Here is a 16,554-nt window from a genome sequence, read left to right on the forward strand (position 1 = left end):
CACACCGGGCGGCTCCATCTCGTCCCATCGACGACAAGACTGCAGGAAGGACGAACGAATGCAGAAGCCGATCTTGGTGACGGGCGGGACAGGCACGTTGGGCAGGGCCGTGGTGCGCAGGTTGCTCGACGCCGGGAACGACGTGCGCGTGCTGAGCCGGCGCCCGCGGCCAGCGGACGTTCCGCGCGGGTGGGCGACCGGGGATCTGCGCACGGGCGAGGGCATCGCCGCGGCGACGTCCGGTGTGGACGCGATCGTGCATTGCGCCACCACGCTGGGGCGAAAGGATGTGGCGGCAACCCAACGCCTGATCGACGCCGCCCGACGCAACGGCGATCCGCACCTGATCTACATCTCGATCGTGGGTGTGGACCAGGTGCCGCTGTTCTACTACCGCGCCAAATTCGCCGCCGAGAAGCGCGTGGCGGCCTCCGGGTTGCCGTGGACGATCCTCCGGACGACGCAGTTCCACGACCTGGTCGCCCGCATGACGTCGGTGCAGCGGCGGTCCCCGGTGATCGGGGCCCTCGCCGGGGTGAATTTCCAGCCCATCGACGTCCGCGACGTCGCGGACCGCCTGGCCGAACTCGCGGTCGGAGAGCCGGCCGGTCGGGTCCCGGACATGGGTGGGCCGGAGATCCGCAGCCATCGAGAGCTGGCTCGCGCCTATCTGGATTCGACCGGACACCGCAGAATTCTGCTGCCGGTCCGGCTGCCAGGTGTGGCGTTCGCTGGCTACCGCCGCGGCGGCCACCTGGCTCCGGACCAGGCGGTCGGCCGGATCACGTTCGACGAGTTCCTGGCCGAGCACAAGGCGTGATGATGCGCGCCTCCCTGCGGTCAGGCTTGTTCTTCCTGACATTCGTGCACGTCACGGTGGGTTCCTGGATGCTGTTCTTCCCACGTTCGTTCTACGGCGAAATTCCGGCGGTGGACGACTATCCGCCGTTCAACGAGCACCTATTCCTCACCTATTCCGCGATTACGGTGCGATGAACCTCGCCATGGCGGTGGCGCTCTGCGTAGCCGCGGTTTTCCTGGAACGAACCATGGCCTACGTTGCGTTGACGTCGAACCTCTTTTGGGCGGTTCCGCACCTGGTGTTCCACGCCGCGCACTCGTCGCGTACAGCCGCGTCGATGCTGGTGGCGGCGCTGGTCGTGATCGCGGCGATCCCGTTGGTGCTGCCGTTGCTCACCCGCGGCGCTTTGCCAGCAGGTGAGCGGCGACGGCCGTCGCTCCGGTGACTGCGAGCACCGACGGCCAGGCACCGATCTTCTTGGCCAGCGGGTGCGAGCCGGTCAGCGCCGCAGCATAGGTGGCGCCCAGCGCGAGGGCCGGGGCAACACCCGTCCGGCGGCGGCATGCTTCCATCGCGCCGAGCCCGGCACCCGCGGCCACCACTCCGCCCCAGTGCCGGTGCTTGGTCGCGCGGGCGACCGCGAAGCCGCCGATCAATCCGGCCGAGGTCAGCAGGCTGGACGGAGTGGACATGCTCGCTCCTCGCGGGTTCGGTGCCGAATACTGCTCCGACTCTACTGCGCGACGAGCGGATGTTTCTGGCGTAAACCCGCCGGAGCGGTGATTGACTTCGCGGTCCGCCCTGAGAAAAGTGCTGGTGTCGATTTCCCTTCGGCCTCAGGAGCGTGCATGCGTCGCGTTCGGATGGGTTTGCTGGCGGCGGTTTGCGTCCTATCTCTTATCGGGTTGCCGGCGATCGCCGAACCACCGCGGGGCCCGGTGTTCCAGGACGGCGAGGCACGACCGGTGTTCGACCCGGCGCAGGCGGTGCGCGAGGACCTGTTCGTGACCGCGCCGGTGGACAGCGACCGGGATGGCCAGGACGACCTGGTGCACGTCCAGGTCGTGCGGCCGAAGGAGACCGAGCAGGGTCTGCGGGTGCCGGTCGTCTACCAGGCCAGCCCGTACTTTTCTGGCGGGAACGATGTCCCCAACCACAACGTCGACACCGAGCTGTACGTCCCCGAGCGGCCGGGCAACCGGACCATCCGCACCGCCCAGGGCGACCAGCTGATTTCAGCGGCCGTCGAAATCAGCTGGGCGTACGAGGAATACCTGCTGGCCAGGGGATACGCGGTGGTGTACGGCGAATCGCTGGGCACCGGTCAGTCCACCGGCTGCCCGACCACCGGGGCCGAGAACGAGACGATCGGCGCCAGGTCGGTAGTGGACTGGCTGAACTCCCGCGCGCCCGGCCACGACGCGTCCGGCGCGCCGGTCGACGCGGGCTGGGCGACCGGCAAGGTCGGCATGATGGGGGTGTCCTACAACGGCACCCTGCCCAACGCGGTGGCCGGTACGGGCGTCGAAGGACTTGAGGCGATCGTGCCGATCGGGGCGATCTCGAACTGGTACGACTACTACCGCTCCGACGGGGCGGTCGTGGCGCCCGGCGGCTACCAGGGCGAAGACGCCGACGTGCTGGCCAAGTACGTGCACACCCGCGCGGATCGCGAGCCGTGCCGAGCGGTGATCGACCAACTTTCCGCGGACCAGGACCGGATCACCGGCGACTACAGCGGATTCTGGGACGAGCGGAACTACCTCAACGACGTCGACAAGGTTCACGCCGCGGTGCTTTCCGTGCACGGGCTCAATGACTGGAACGTCAAGACCAGGCAGGCCGCGCAGTGGTATGCAGCGCTGCGGGAACACGACGTGCCGCACAAGATCTGGTGGCACCAGTCGGGGCACACCGATCCTCTCCGGCTGCGGGAGCAGGAATGGCTTCGCACGCTTAACCGGTGGTTCACCCGGTACCTGTACGACGTGCCCAACGGCGTCGAGGGCGAGCCGAGGGCCACCTTGCAGCGCGAGGACGGCAACTGGACCGAGGAAGCCGAGTGGCCGGCGCCGGAGGCGCGTGCGGTGATGTTGCGGCCCACAGCAGGCGGTGCAGAGCGGGGCGGGCTCACCGAAGCGCGGGTTTCCAGCCGGGTGGTGGAGGCGCTGCGCGACGACGCGGGCCAGTTGGCGGACGACCTTGCGGCGGCGCCGAGTTCGCCGAACCGGCTCGCCTACTTCAGCGACCCGCTGGCGGCTCCGGCCCGGGTCAGCGGCACGGTTCGGGCTCAGTTGGCGCTGACCTTCGACCAACCTGCCGCCAACGTGACGGCGCTGCTGGTGGACCAGGCGCCGGACGGCGCCGTCTCGGTGATCACCCGGGGTTGGGCGGACCCGCAGAACCGGCGCGCGATCGATCGGACGTCGCCGATCGAACCCGGAAAGAACTACTCGATCGACGTGGCGATGCAGCCGGATGACTACGTGTTCGCGCTGGGGCACCGGCTCGGGATCGTCGTGCTGTCCAGCGATCACGACTTCACGTTGCGCCCGAAGCCGGGCACCGGGCTGGAACTCGATCTGTCCCGCACGCGGATCCAGCTGCCGCTCGTCGGGTCCATCGGGTGAGGACCGCTCGGTGAGCGGTTTGCATTGCAGGCCGCTGCGGGAATGCCCGAGTCCCGCAGCGGCCTGCGAGCCGAGTGCCGCAAGCATGCGGTTGTTGTCTCTTGAGAGGCCGGAATGTCGAGGGCAATTGCGACGAGGATTCACATTGAGTCATGGAAACTGAGCGTTAGCGTCGACAGAGTGACGCAAATGGCCCGGCTGATCGTCACTCCATAGTGGATTTTGCGGCCGTGCTCGGCCGAGTTGTCCACAGCGGACTGATTTGTCAACAGATTCCGAAAAAGCCCTTTCGCCGGGCCGTTTCGGCGTCGATCGTTTGCAGCATGACAACGCGACTCAACACCACCATTTCGCTCACCGAACCCGCCGACCTGCTCGCCGCCGTGCCGCACATGCTCGGGTTCCACCCGACGCACTCGCTCGTCGTGCTCACCCTGCACGACCTGGCGGCCACGCCGACATTCGGCGTCACGTTGCGCACCGACCTGCCCTGCCCAATGCGAGTCTGCGGCTTCGGCGAGCAACTGCTCGCCGGCCCGCTGGGCCGGCAACAAGCCGAAGCCATCATCCTGGTCGTCGTCGGCGAAGAACCGAACGTCACTGCCTGCGGCGACGCCTGCGCCGGCCGCTGCCGAGAGTTCTCCACCGCAGACGGTGGAGATACCACGCCGCCGCACGCCGACCTGATCGACGTGGTCTCCGACGCGTTCCACCGTGCCGGGGTCGTGACCGCCCACGCGTTGTGGGTGCCGGAGATCCGCGCCGGTGCCGAGTGGGCGTGCTACGCGGACCCGGACTGCTCCGGCATGGTCGCCGACCCGAAGGGCTCGACGGTCGCCGCGGCGATGGCGGCGGCGGGGGCGGTGACCTTCGGCAGTCGGGACGAGCTGCGGGCGCTCGTCGCGCCCGAGTCCGCCGAGACCGTGTCGCGCTGGTCGGCGAAGCTCGACCTGCTGACCGAGGAACGCGACGGCGGCTACGACCCGGGAAAGGTAGCCCGCGACTTGCGGGCCGTGTTCGCCGCCATCCAACGCGTCGGCACCGGCGCCGCGTTGACCGAGGACGACCTGCTGCGCGTGCTGCTCGCGGTGTCCGACACCAGGGTGCGCGACATCGCCCTGGGCACCGCCTTGGGCGATACGGCCAGGGCAGCCGAAGAACTCTGGCTGACCCTGGTCCGCAAGGCCCCCGACCCGGAAATGGCGGAGGTCGCCGCGCTGCTGGCGTTCTCCGCCTACCTGCGGGGCGAAGGGGCGCTGGCCGGTGCCGCGCTGGAGCGGATCGAGCGCGCCTGCCCCGACCACCGGCTCGGGCTCCTGCTCCAGCAGGCCATCGAAGCCGGCATCTCACCGGCCGACCTGGCGGTCATCGCCCGCGATGCCGCCGAAGACGCCCAGATCATGCTCGAAGAGGACGGAGCCTGGTGATGAATCACGACGAGACGACCGAGAACGAAATGCCTTGGCGGCGTTCAGGATTCCTGGCGCAGCCGGGTGAACTCCCAAGCGTCCCGAACGATCACTTCGAGGTCGGCGCGCCGCGGAGTCCAGCCCAGTTCCTCCCGCGCGCGCAGGCTCGACGCCACCAGCGTCGCCGGGTCACCGGCCCGGCGCGGCGCGACCTTCGCCGGGATCGGGTGGCCGGTCACCTTGCGGCAGGTGTCGATCACCTGCTTGACCGAAAATCCCGTGCCGTTGCCGAGGTTGTAGATCCGGTGCCGGCCCGGGGCAGCGCCTTCCAGCGCCAGCAGGTGGGCGTCGGCAAGGTCGGTGACGTGGATGTAGTCGCGGATGCAGGTGCCGTCGGTGGTGGGCCAGTCCTCGCCGAAGATCTGCACCTGCTCCCGCTGGCCGAGGGCGACCTGCAGAACGATCGGGATCAGGTGCGTCTCGACCGTGTGCCGCTCGCCGAACGCCGCGTGTGCGCCGGCGACGTTGAAGTACCGCAGGCTGACCGCGCCGATGCCGTGGGCGTCGGCGTACGAGGTGATCGCGTGGTCGATCGCCAGCTTCGTCGCGCCGTAGGTGTTCGTCGGGCGCGTCGCGGTGTCCTCCGTGATCGGCGTGACCTCCGGCTCGCCGTAGGTCGCGGCGGTGGAGGAGAACACCAGCCGCGGCGTGCCGTGCTCGCGCATCGCGTCCAGCAGCCGCAGCGAGGTGACCACGTTGCCCTGCCAGTACTTCTGCGGATCCTGCATGGATTCGCCGACCAGCGACTTGGCCGCGAAGTGCAGCACACCGTCGAACGGCTCCGCGAGCAGCTCGCTCGCCGCCATCGCGATGTCGGCCTCGACGAACTTGCAGCCAGCCGGGACGGCGTCGGCGTGCCCGGTGGACAGGTCGTCGACGACGACGACCTCGTGGCCGGCTTCCACCAGGCGTGCCGCGCACACGCTTCCGACGTAGCCTGCACCGCCTGTGACGAGGAGCTTCACCTGCGAACTGCCTTCCGTGGTAGATCTTCTTCGGGGGCCGTCAACCATCCGTCGGCAGCGGGTGCCGGGTGTTCGGTCACCCGGTGGTCACCGATCCCGCCCCGCACCGGCGGAGGGTACCGCTGTGAACGAACGAGGTGCCGCGAGGTGCCGACCGTCGAATGCGTCCCGGATGGCGCGCTCGATTCCGGGCCGGTGGTCGACCGGCACGAGCGCGATCGCGGAGCCCCCGAAGCCGCCGCCGGTCATCCGGGCGCCCAGTGCGCCGGCTGCCAGCGCGCTGTCTACCGCGAGGTCCAGTTCGGGGCTGGAAACCCGGTAGTCGTCGCGGAGGCTGGCGTGCGAAGCGTTCAGCAACGGGCCGATCTCGGCGTACCGTCCGACGCGGAGCTCGTCCACAGTGGTCAGCACGCGGTCGTTCTCGGTGGCGACATGCCGCACAAGTGGCCGGAGTTCTTCCGGAAGCTTCGGCAGGGTCGCCGCGAGATCGCCGATGGCCACGTCGCGAAGTGCTTTGAGCCCCAGCAGCTCCGCCGCGCGTTCGCAGCCGTGACGCCGCTGTCCGTAACCGGACTCGCTGTGCGAGTGCTTCACGCGGGTGTCGATCACCAGCAGCTCCAGGCCCACGCCGCGGGGGTCGAACGGGATCTGCTCGGAGTCGCCGGACCGGACGTCGAAGAACAGCGCATGCTCCGCGGTGCAGGCCAGCGACGCGGTCTGGTCGAGCAGGCCGGTCGGCGCTCCGGCGAAGTCGTTCTCCGCCCGCTGCACCAGGCGCGCGATGTCGCCCAGGCTCGGCGCGTTCGGTTCGCCCGGCGCTTGGTGCGCGGTGTCGAGCAATGCCAGCGCCACCGCGCATTCCAGGGCGTGGGAGGACGACAGGCCGGCGCCGGTCGGCACTTCGCCGACGATGATCAGGTCGGCGCCCTCGAGCGGGAACCCGGCGTCGCGCAGGGCCCACGCGACACCGGCCGGGTAGGCGACCCAACCGGTGGGATTGCCAGGGCTCAGCTCGTCGATATTTACGGGAGATGCGCGGTGCAGTCGGCCGTCGCTGCCGAGGGTGGCGACGGACAGGAGCCGGTCGGGACGGGGACGGACCGCGACGGCCGTGCGGTGCGGCAGGGCGAAGGGGAGCACGAATCCGTCGTTGTAGTCGGTGTGTTCCCCGATCAGGTTCACCCGGCCAGGGGCGGACCAGACCGCGCTCGGCGCGCCGCCGTGCTCGTCGGCGAACAACGCTGCTGCGCGGTCCGCCGGGTTCACTTGGCGCGCACCATGACCGCGTGCGCGATGCCGACCGGCAGCTCGGTGCTGCCGGTCTCGCCGCGGACCTCGATCGGCTTGTTCGGCCCGACCACGGACAAGATCTCTACCTCGTTGCCCGGCACGACGCCGACTTCCTTCAACTCGGTCATCAGGTCGGGGTCGAGCTGGACGTGCTCAGCGATGCGGCGGATGACGGCGCGCCCCCCGCCGTTGCGGGCGATCTCGTCGATCCGCTGCAGGTCGCCGTCGGCCGGCGCCTCGACCTCGTCGACGCCGAGCTCGTCGAGACCCGGGATCGGGTTGCCGTAGGGCGAGGTCGTGGGACCACCGAGGAGCTTGACGAGCTTGCGCTCGACGGCTTCGCTCATAACGTGCTCCCAGCGGCACGCTTCATTGTGGACGTGCTCCCATTCGAGGCCGATCACATCGACGAGAAGCCGTTCGGCGAGGCGGTGCTTGCGCATCACGCTGGTCGCGCGGGCGCGGCCGGCCTTGGTGAGCTCGAGGTGCCGGTCCTCGGCGACGGTCAGCAACCCGTCGCGTTCCATGCGGGCGACCGTCTGGCTCACCGTGGGGCCGCTTTGCTCCAACCGTTCGGCGATTCGGGCCCGGAGCGGAACCACGCCCTCTTCTTCGAGGTCGTAGATGGTGCGGAGGTACATCTCAGTGGTATCGATGAGATCGTTCACGTCGGCTCCCCATTCAGTCCCAACCACGATGCTAGTCGCACCGGGCGACAGCGGTCAGTGGTCGGGGAGTTGACTTCCAGGATTTCCGACAGACCTCGTCGCCGGGCTACGAAAGGGCCGCCATGCATCCTTTGATCAGTACCGATGATCTCATGGTCGAGTTGCACAGGGAGTCGCCCCCGACCCTCCTCGACATCCGGTGGTCGCTGCAGGGGCCGCCGGGCCGGGAGTCCTACGACGCGGGCCATCTGCCGGGTGCGGTGTTCGTCGATCTGGACACCGAACTGGCCGCCGAACCGGGTCCGGCGGGCCGTCATCCGCTGCCCGATCCGGGCGACCTGGAGGCGGCGTTGCGCCGGGCAGGTGTCGACGGCGACCGGCCGGTGGTCGTCTACGACGCGGACAACGGCTCGGTCGCGGCCCGTGCTTGGTGGCTGCTGCGCTGGGCCGGGCACGAGTCGGTGGCGGTGCTCGACGGCGGCTACGCGGCCTGGGGGAAGGAGGGGCGGCCCACCACCACGGACGTGCCGCACCCCACAGAGGGCGGCTTCCGAGTCCGTCCGGGCTCGATGCCGGTGGTGGACGCGGACGCTGCGGCCCAGCTGGCCCGGGAGGGCACTCTGCTGGACGCTCGCGCGCCGGAACGCTACCGGGGCGACGTCGAGCCGGTCGATCCTCGCGCCGGGCACATCCCGGGCGCGCGGAACGCGCCGTTCGCCGCGCACATGGGGGACTCCGGTCGGTGGCGTTCACCGGAGGAGCTGGCGAAGCACTTCGCGGACCTCGGGGTCGACACCGAGGGTCCGGTCGGGGCGTACTGCGGGTCGGGCGTGACCGCCTGCTCGGTCCTGCTCGCGCTGGAACACGCGGGCGTTTCCGGTCCCCAGCGACCGGCAGTGCTGTACGCGGGTTCGTGGTCGAACTGGTCCGTGGATCCGGCCAGACCGGCCGCGACCGGATCGGAGGCCGGATGAAAGATCAAACCGCCTGGACGGACGGGCGATCCGGGCCGCTGTGTTCGGCGACACAGTGCAGGTAGCGTCCGGGGCATGGGTTCTCAGTGCGCGGTCGTGTGGGACGAGTCGGTACTCGGCTACGACCTGGGTGGTCACCACCCGCTGCATCCGATCCGGCTGGAGCTGACCATGCGGTTGGCCCGCTCGCTGGGGGTCCTCGACGGTGTCGAGATGATCAAGCCGGAGCCGGCCACCGATGCGGACCTGGAGCGGGTGCACACCGCCGAGTACATGGCGGCCGTGCGCTCCGCGCCGCACGCGGGTTGGGAGGTCGGCCACGGCCTGGGCACCGACGACAACCCGATCTTCGACCGGATGCACGAGGCGTCGGCGTTGATCGCGGGTGCCTCGATCCGGGCGGCCGAGCAGGTCGTGTCGGGCAAGGCCGACCGGGCGGTCAACATCGCGGGTGGGCTGCACCACGCGATGGCTGATCGCGCGGCGGGGTTCTGCGTCTACAACGACTGCTCGGTGGCCATCGCGTGGATGCTGGAACAGGGCGTGGAACGCATCGCCTACCTCGACATCGACGTGCACCACGGGGACGGGGTGCAGGCGGCGTTCTATGACGACCCGCGGGTCATGACCATCTCGCTGCACCAGCACCCGCTGACGCTGTGGCCCGGCACCGGGTTCTCCACCGACGTGGGCTCCGGCGCGGCGGACGGCGCCGCCGTCAACATCCCGCTGCCGCCGGGGACAGGGGACGCCGACTGGCGGCGCGCCTTCCACGCGGTGGTGCCGTCGGTGCTCGACGCGTTCCGGCCGCAGGTGCTGGTGACCCAGTGCGGTGCGGACGCGCACCGGGAGGATCCGCTTGCGGACCTGTCGATGACCATCGATGGGCAGCGCGCGACCTATCAGAACCTGCGGGAGCTCGCGGACAGCTGCGCGGGCGGCAAGTGGCTGGCGCTGGGAGGTGGCGGCTACTCGCTGTTCCGGGTGGTGCCGCGCGCTTGGACGCACCTGTTGGCGACGTTGTTGGACCGGGACGTCGACCCGGCGACGACCATCCCGGAGGACTGGATCGCGCATGCGGTGCGGCTGGCGGACAACGTGCCGCTGCCGACTTCGATGACCGATGGGGCCGACCCGGCCTTCCAACGGTGGTCGGGGGTCACCGCGTCCGCGGTGGACACCTCGATTCGCGACACGCGGAACGCGGTGTTTCCTTTGCATGGTCTGGATCCGGCCGACAGCCGCGACTGAGGAGTCCGAAGTGGACGGAGTGGGGCAGCGGCAGGAGGAATTCCGCCAGGAGCAGGACTACCCACGGCGGTGGGAGGCGGACGTGGTGCTGTCCGACGGCGGCACCGTGCACCTGCGACCGATCGTCGAAGCCGATGCCGACAAGCTGGTGGCCTTCCACGGGCGGCTGAGCAACCGGACGAGGTACTACCGCTACTTCGGTCCCTACCCGCGGATGTCTCAGCGCGACGTGGAGCGCTTCACCCGTGTCGACTACGTCAACCGCGTGGCGCTGGTGGCGCTGCTCGGCGACGACATCGTGGCGGTGGGCCGCTACGACCGGCTCGGTGAGCAGCAGTCGGCCGAGGTCGCGTTCGTGGTGCAGGACCAGCACCAGGGGCGCGGCCTGGGATCGATCTTGCTGGAGCACCTGGCCGCCGCAGCGCGCGAACGCGGGCTGCGGCGTTTCGTGGCCGAGGTGCTCGCCGAGAACTCGACCATGGTTCGGGTGTTCCGCGACGCCGGGTACCAGGTGAGCCGGGCCATGGAAGCGGGCGTGGTGCACCTGGAGTTCGACATCGACCCCACCGAGGAGTCGGTGGCCGTGGCCCGCGCCCGCGAGCAGGCCGCCGAGGCCCGCAGCGTGCACAACCTGCTGCGGCCGCGGTCGGTGGCGGTGATCGGTGCGTCCACCGATCACGCCAAGATCGGCCACGCGGTGCTGACCAACCTGCTCACCGCCGACTTCACCGGCCCGGTCTACCCGGTCAACCCGGAGCACCGCTCGGTGCGAGGGGTGCGCGCCTACGCCTCGGTGCTCGACATCCCCGACGAGGTCGATCTGGCGGTGGTGGCGATCCCGGCCGCCAGCGTGACCGGAGTGCTCGACGACTGCCTGGCCAAGGGCGTGAAAGCACTGGTCATCGTCAGCTCTGGGTTCAGCGAGACCGGCCCGGACGGTCGCGAGGTGGAACGCGAGATGGTGCGGGCGGCCCGCGTGCACGGCATGCGGGTGGTAGGTCCCAACGCGCTGGGCGTGGTCAACACCGATCCGGAGTTCAGGTTGAACGCGAGCCTTGCGCCGCAGCTGCCCGGCCGCGGCCGCACCGGCTTCTTCTGCCAGTCCGGTGCGCTCGGGGTGGCGATCCTGGCCACCGCCACCGAGCGGGGGCTGGGGCTGTCGACGTTCGTCTCGGCGGGCAACCGCGCCGACGTGTCCGGCAACGACCTGCTGCAGTACTGGCAGACCGACCCGGCCACCGACGTCGTGCTGCTCTACCTGGAGTCCTTCGGCAACCCGCGCAAGTTCGGCCGGCTGGCGCGGCGGCTGGCCCGCAGCAAGCCGGTCGTGGTGGTGAAATCGGGCCGCAACGCGGTGCGCCTCGGCCTGGCGGCCACGTCGGTGCAGATCGACGAGACCAGCGTGCAGGCGTTGTTCGAGCAGTCTGGTGTGATCCGAGTGGAGTCGGTTGCCCAGATGTTCGACACCGCGCTGCTGCTGGCGCACCAGCCGCTGCCGCAGGGCGACCGGGTCGCGATTGTGGGCAACTCGTCGGCGCTGGGCATGATCGCCGCCGACGTGGCACAGGCGCAGCAGCTGGAGCTGGCCTGCGATCCGGTCGACGTGGGTGCCTCGGCGGGGCCGGAGGAATTCGCCACCGCGGTGCGCGACGCCGCCTTGCGTTCGGATGTCGACGCGTTGGTTACGGTGTTCGCCCCGCCGGTCGCGGTTCCCGGCACCGCGTACGCCCGTGCATTGCGCGAGGCGTTGCAAGAGGCCGGCGTCGCGCGTTCGAAGCCGGTGGTGACCACGTTCCTGGCAGCCGAAGGCGTACCAGACGAACTCGTGGTGCCCGGCCCGGACGGCACGACCGGCAAGGGATCGGTGCCGTCTTACCCGAGCCCGGAGCGGTCGGTGTTGGCGCTCGCGCGGGTGACCCGGTACGCGAAATGGCGCGCCGCGCCACAAGGCCACTTCGTGCGACCACCGGAGATCGACGAGGACCGGGCGCGGTCGCTGGTCGATGGCTGGCTGGCCGCAGGAGTCACCGCACTCAGCGACGACGAGGCGGTGCAGTTGCTCGGCTGCTACGGCATCCACGTTGTGCCGTTCCGGCTGGTCACCGGGGTTGAAGCAGCCGTCGCGGCAGCCGAGGAGCTGGGTTATCCGGTGGCGCTGAAGTCGGCGAGCGACCAACTTCGGCACCGCAACGACCTGGTCGGCGTCCGCCTCGACCTGGGCAACGCCCAGGCTGTGCGGGCGGCGTACGCCGACATCCAGCACGTCTCGGGGCTCGACGAGGTTTACGTGCAGCGCATGGCGCCGCGCGGGACCTCGTGCGTCATCGATCTGACGGACGACCCATCCTTCGGCACGCTGGTCTCGTTCGGGCTTTCCGGGGTGGCCAGCGAATTGCTCGGCGACAAGGCGTACCGCGTGCTGCCGCTGTCCGATGTGGACGTGTCCGCGCTGGTGCGCGCGCCGCGTGCCGCACCGCTGCTCGCCGGGTACCGGGGCACCGAGCCGGCGGATCTCGCGGCTCTGGAGGACTTGGTGCTGCGGGTGGCGACGTTGGCCGAGGACTTGCCGGAGGTGCGCGAACTGGCGTTGCAGCCGGCGCTCGCCTCGCCGACGGGTGCGGTGGTCGCCGGTGCCAGGGTGGGCCTCGGGGCGTCGCCCGCGGCGTTGGACGCCGGGCCGCGTCGGCTTCGCTGACCGCTCGACGAACTCACTGCGTCGTCGTCCGAAACTCGCCGGTTCCATTAATCTGGCGGCGTGGATCAGGACACCACCGAGGCCTACGTTCAGAACGGTTCGGGCGACCGGGCATCCGCCGTGCTCGAGCACGTTTCGGCCGGTGCTCACCGGATCACGGTGCGCGCAGCCCGGCCAAACTGACGTCCAGAACGCATTGGCCGGCAATGGCCCGCCAAGGCAGTTCGGGCGGTATCAGCAGACGGAGTCGGTGGTCTTCGGGACGCCGAGCCCGAACAGTGGCCGCAACTTCAGGCCGATCCAGGTGCCGGCCAGAGCCAGCAGACCCCAGGCCCAGCCGTGCAACGAGAACGAGGCGATCCCCGAGAAGTAGGCGCCGATGTTGCAGCCGTAGGCCAAGCGCGCGCCGTAACCCATCAGCAAACCACCGATCACGGCCGCCAGCACCACCTTCGCGGGCAGTCGCTTGGCCAGCACGAAGGCGCCGGACGCAGCCGATGCCACGAGCGCCCCGACGATGATCCCGAAGTTCAGCACGGAGGTGGAGTCGGCCAGCACCGGGCCGGCCAGGGAAGCCGCCCGTTCCCCTTGCCAGTACGGCCAACTCGCCACGTCCACACCCAGGACCTGCAAGGCCTTCGAACCCCACAGCACGAACGCCGAGGTGATGCCCCACGGGCTGCCGCGAGTCAGCAGCACGGCTGCGTTGAGCACCGCGAGCAGCAACGCTCCGACCCACAGCGACCACGAACCCCGCAGCACGCGCCACAGCCCGCGAGATGTCGGCGGCCAGCCGGCCGGAGGCGCGTTGTGCCGCCGTGCCCAACGCGTTGCGACGAAACCGATCGTGCCCAGGACGGCGAGTTGCACCACCAGCGCGCCGAAGTAGCCGAGACCGGTGTCCTCAGCGAGGGAGAACGAACCGAGGGTGATCGCGTCGGACGTCCACATTGGAAGGTGCAGGGCGCCGAGCACCGAACCGCGGATGAAGAAGAAGAGCGTGACCACGAGCAGGGTGTTCCCGCCGCCGACCGCGAACAGCGTGCCCGATGCGCAAGCGCCTCCGAGTTGCATCCCGATGCCGAACAGGACCGCGCCGACGACGAGCCCGAGCCCGATCGGTGAGACGTTCCCCTCCGGCTCGGCGCCGAAGAACGTCACGCCGCCGGCCAGGATCGAGGCGAACAGGATCGACGCCGCGCCGAGCATCAGCAGGTGCGCCCGCACACCAGACGTCTGTCCAACTGAGACGAGTTGCCGCCAGGCGGAGGTGAAACCGAAGCGGGAGTGGAACAACGTCAGCCCGAGCGCGGTGCTTCTGGTGGTGCGGCAGCCGTTGTGGCCGATGTGGCGGTGGTGGACATTCCTCACCTTCGGGGTATGAAGGGTCCTGTCGACGAAACCACGCGGCGGAGACCGATCACCAGTGGTTCCGAAATGTGGGAAAGATGTGGATTTAATCCGGTGCCGATTCCGGGCAACCCCTCGCTCCGGTGCTTCCGTCCTTGAGGCATGAGACGCCTACACACCGCAGTGGGCGCAGGGGCTCTGCTCCTAGCGTTGGCAGCCTGCGCCCAACAGCCAACCAATGAAGTGGGTTTCGGCGGTCAGCCCCCGGCTCCGACCGGACCGGTGCAGCCGAAGCCGGAACCGGAGCGCGCGCCGGTCGCCGAGACGGCGGTCGACGTTTCGGCGCTGCCCAAGGGATATCCGAAGAAAGTCTGGACACAGGACGACGGCGCGGTCATCGTGGCGACCGGTCAGGAAGGCGGCTGCAGCAAGGTGCACGCCGAACTGGCCGAGCAGACCGCAGACCACGTGAAGGTGGTGCTGGTCGAGGAAACCCCGGAACCGCCGGGAATCTGCACCATGGACCTGCGCTACCCGCCGGTGGCGGTGCAGCTCGATGCGCCGCTGGACGCGCGAAAGGTCGTGCTGGAACAACGAGATGTCAAGGTTCCCCGCTGATCGGTGACCACGCGATACCTGCCCATCGCGCCGATCGGTTGGGCTGAAACCGGTACTCCCCGCAGGAGGCGCGGCTCCTGCGGGAGTACCGGCGTTGTCAGCGGCCGAAGGAGATCTGCAGGGTCGGCTTGGTGGCGTTGGCGAAGAAGTCGTTGCCCTTGTCGTCGACTACGACGAACGCGGGGAAGTCTTCGACCTCGATGCGCCACACCGCTTCCATACCGAGTTCGGGGTACTCCAGCACCTCGACCTTGCGGATGCAGTCCTGGGCCAGGCGCGCGGCGGGGCCGCCGATGGAACCGAGGTAGAAGCCACCGTGGGTGTGGCAGGACTCGGTCACCTTCGCCGACCGGTTGCCCTTGGCGAGCATGACCAGCGAGCCGCCCGCGGCTTGGAACTGCTCGACGTAGGCGTCCATGCGACCGGCGGTGGTCGGGCCGAACGAGCCGGAGGCGTAGCCCTCCGGGGTCTTGGCCGGGCCCGCGTAGTACACCGGGTGGTCACGCAAGTAGTCGGGCATCGGCTCGCCGGCTTCCAGCCGCTCGGCGATCTTGGCGTGCGCGATGTCGCGCGCCACCACCAGCGGGCCGGTCAGCGACACCCGGGTCTTGACCGGCAGCTTGGACAGCTCCGCCCGGATCTCCGCCATCGGCCGGTTCAGGTCGATCTTGACGACCTCGTCGGAGAGCTGCTCGTCGACCACGTCCGGCAGGTAGCGGGCCGGGTCGCGTTCGAGCTGCTCCAGGAAGACGCCCTCCGGGGTGATCTTGGCCTTGGCCTGGCGGTCCGCCGAGCAGGACACCGCGACACCAACCGGCAGCGAGGCACCGTGCCGGGGCAGGCGGATCACCCGCACGTCGTGGCAGAAGTACTTGCCGCCGAACTGCGCGCCGATGCCGAACTGCCGGGTCATCTCCAGCACCTGCTGCTCCATCTCGACGTCGCGCAGGGCGTGCCCGGACGCCGAGCCCTCCCGCGGAAGTTCGTCGAGGTAGCGGGCCGAGGCGAGCTTGGCGACCTTGAGGTTGAACTCGGCGGACATGCCGCCGACGACGATCGCCAGGTGGTACGGCGGGCAGGCCGCGGTACCCAGCGAGCGCAGCTTCTCCTCCAGGAACCGGCCGAGCCGCGTCGGGTTCAGCAGCGCCTTGGTCTCCTGGTAGAGGAAGGTCTTGTTCGCGCTGCCGCCGCCCTTGGCCATGAACAGGAACTCGTAGGCGGGGTCGGTGCCGGGCTTGTTGTACAGCTCGATCTGCGCGGGCAGGTTGCTGCCGGTGTTGCGCTCGTCCCAGAAGTTCAGCGGCGCCATCTGGGAATACCTCAGGTTGAGGTCCTGGTATGCGTCGAAGACGCCCCGGGCCAGCGCCTCTTCGTCGCGGCCGCCGGTGAGCACGGTTTCGGTGCGCTTGCCGATGACGATGGCGGTGCCGGTGTCCTGGCACATCGGCAGCACGCCCCCAGCGGACACGCACGCGTTGCGCAGCAGGTCGGTGGCCACGAACCGGTCGTTGGGGCTGGCCTCCGGGTCCTCGACGATTGCGCGCAGCTGCGCCAGGTGGGACGGGCGCAGCAGGTGCTGGATATCCTTGATCGCCTCGGTTGCCAGGGCGGTGAGCGTGGTCGGCTCGACTTCGAGGAATCGTCGCCCGGTCGCCTCGACGACTCGGATCCCGTCCGTGGTCACCAGGCGGTAGTCGGTGTTGTCGGGGCCGAGGGGGAGCACCTCGGTGAAATCGAACGTGGTGGTCACGTCGCGGCTCCTTTGCGCGCGTTCGGGTTACGCGATGACCAATAAAACCGCGCGGTCGATCAGCGCGTCCACGGGGGTGGCCCAGGTGTGAC

General features: G+C 69.5%; 15 protein-coding genes. 8 read left to right on the forward strand and 7 right to left on the reverse strand.

Going from position 1 to position 16,554, the window contains the following annotated elements; genetic code table 11:
* Positions 1-58: 58 nt before the first annotated feature.
* Together FDZ84_RS21170 and FDZ84_RS21175 are read left to right on the forward strand one after the other, a co-directional pair.
* The gene (locus tag FDZ84_RS21170; RefSeq protein ID WP_168587315.1) at positions 59-820 is read left to right on the forward strand and encodes an SDR family oxidoreductase; all 762 of its coding nucleotides are present in this window, start codon (positions 59-61) and stop codon (positions 818-820) included.
* Positions 817-996, forward strand: a complete 180-nt coding sequence (locus FDZ84_RS21175; RefSeq protein ID WP_168587316.1) for a hypothetical protein — start codon at positions 817-819, stop codon at positions 994-996. The genes FDZ84_RS21170 and FDZ84_RS21175 overlap by 4 nt, the downstream gene beginning before the upstream one ends.
* A gap of 58 nt (positions 997-1,054) precedes the next feature.
* Here the strand turns inward: FDZ84_RS21175 and FDZ84_RS21180 are convergent, their stop codons facing one another.
* Together FDZ84_RS21180 and FDZ84_RS21185 are read right to left on the reverse strand one after the other, a co-directional pair.
* Positions 1,055-1,198 (reverse strand): hypothetical protein, encoded by a 144-nt coding sequence (locus FDZ84_RS21180; protein WP_168587317.1) that lies wholly within the window; start codon positions 1,196-1,198, stop codon positions 1,055-1,057.
* Positions 1,195-1,494: a hypothetical protein gene (locus tag FDZ84_RS21185; RefSeq protein ID WP_168587318.1), complete on the reverse strand. Its 300-nt coding sequence runs from the start codon at positions 1,492-1,494 to the stop codon at positions 1,195-1,197. Before FDZ84_RS21185 ends, FDZ84_RS21180 begins: the two co-directional genes overlap by 4 nt.
* 156 nt (positions 1,495-1,650) lie before the next feature.
* Between FDZ84_RS21185 and FDZ84_RS21190 the strand changes: the two genes are divergently transcribed.
* Together FDZ84_RS21190 and FDZ84_RS21195 are read left to right on the forward strand one after the other, a co-directional pair.
* Positions 1,651-3,432 (forward strand): Xaa-Pro dipeptidyl-peptidase, encoded by a 1,782-nt coding sequence (locus tag FDZ84_RS21190; protein WP_168587319.1) that lies wholly within the window; start codon positions 1,651-1,653, stop codon positions 3,430-3,432.
* A gap of 323 nt (positions 3,433-3,755) precedes the next feature.
* Complete coding sequence (locus FDZ84_RS21195; RefSeq protein ID WP_168587320.1) at positions 3,756-4,859, forward strand: DUF4192 domain-containing protein; 1,104 nt, start codon at positions 3,756-3,758, stop codon at positions 4,857-4,859.
* 44 nt (positions 4,860-4,903) lie between these two features.
* On the opposite strand, the gene galE is transcribed toward FDZ84_RS21195, so the two are convergent.
* The 3 genes from galE to FDZ84_RS21210 form a co-directional block, all read right to left on the reverse strand.
* Positions 4,904-5,866, reverse strand: a complete 963-nt coding sequence (gene galE, locus FDZ84_RS21200; protein ID WP_168587321.1) for a UDP-glucose 4-epimerase GalE — start codon at positions 5,864-5,866, stop codon at positions 4,904-4,906.
* Between the two features lie 87 nt (positions 5,867-5,953).
* Positions 5,954-7,132 (reverse strand): galactokinase, encoded by a 1,179-nt coding sequence (gene galK, locus FDZ84_RS21205; RefSeq protein WP_168587322.1) that lies wholly within the window; start codon positions 7,130-7,132, stop codon positions 5,954-5,956.
* The gene (locus FDZ84_RS21210) at positions 7,129-7,824 is read right to left on the reverse strand and encodes a metal-dependent transcriptional regulator (protein ID WP_168587323.1); all 696 of its coding nucleotides are present in this window, start codon (positions 7,822-7,824) and stop codon (positions 7,129-7,131) included. The genes galK and FDZ84_RS21210 overlap by 4 nt, the downstream gene beginning before the upstream one ends.
* Before the next feature lie 122 nt (positions 7,825-7,946).
* Here FDZ84_RS21210 and FDZ84_RS21215 point away from each other — a divergent pair, with 122 nt between their 5' ends.
* The 3 genes from FDZ84_RS21215 to FDZ84_RS21225 all read left to right on the forward strand — a co-directional run bounded on the left by FDZ84_RS21215 (position 7,947) and on the right by FDZ84_RS21225 (position 12,744).
* A complete protein-coding gene (locus FDZ84_RS21215) occupies positions 7,947-8,798 on the forward strand; it encodes a sulfurtransferase (RefSeq protein WP_168587324.1) in 852 nt (283 codons plus the stop codon).
* A gap of 75 nt (positions 8,799-8,873) precedes the next feature.
* Positions 8,874-10,049, forward strand: coding sequence for an acetoin utilization protein AcuC (locus FDZ84_RS21220; protein ID WP_168587325.1), 1,176 nt, complete (start codon positions 8,874-8,876; stop codon positions 10,047-10,049).
* Positions 10,018-12,744: a bifunctional GNAT family N-acetyltransferase/acetate--CoA ligase family protein gene (locus FDZ84_RS21225; protein ID WP_246868321.1), complete on the forward strand. Its 2,727-nt coding sequence runs from the start codon at positions 10,018-10,020 to the stop codon at positions 12,742-12,744. Before FDZ84_RS21220 ends, FDZ84_RS21225 begins: the two co-directional genes overlap by 32 nt.
* A 234-nt stretch (positions 12,745-12,978) precedes the next feature.
* Here the strand turns inward: FDZ84_RS21225 and FDZ84_RS21230 are convergent, their stop codons facing one another.
* Positions 12,979-14,115 (reverse strand): YeeE/YedE family protein, encoded by a 1,137-nt coding sequence (locus tag FDZ84_RS21230; RefSeq protein WP_246868322.1) that lies wholly within the window; start codon positions 14,113-14,115, stop codon positions 12,979-12,981.
* Between the two features lie 261 nt (positions 14,116-14,376).
* Between FDZ84_RS21230 and FDZ84_RS21235 the strand changes: the two genes are divergently transcribed.
* Complete coding sequence (locus FDZ84_RS21235) at positions 14,377-14,712, forward strand: hypothetical protein (RefSeq protein ID WP_246868323.1); 336 nt, start codon at positions 14,377-14,379, stop codon at positions 14,710-14,712.
* 97 nt (positions 14,713-14,809) lie between these two features.
* On the opposite strand, the gene FDZ84_RS21240 is transcribed toward FDZ84_RS21235, so the two are convergent.
* Positions 14,810-16,462 (reverse strand): fumarate hydratase, encoded by a 1,653-nt coding sequence (locus tag FDZ84_RS21240; protein WP_168587326.1) that lies wholly within the window; start codon positions 16,460-16,462, stop codon positions 14,810-14,812.
* Between the last annotated feature and the right edge of the window lie 92 nt (positions 16,463-16,554).

Origin of the sequence: Saccharopolyspora sp. ASAGF58, assembly GCF_012277335.1 — a bacterium.
GTDB lineage: Bacteria > Actinomycetota > Actinomycetes > Mycobacteriales > Pseudonocardiaceae > Saccharopolyspora > Saccharopolyspora hattusasensis.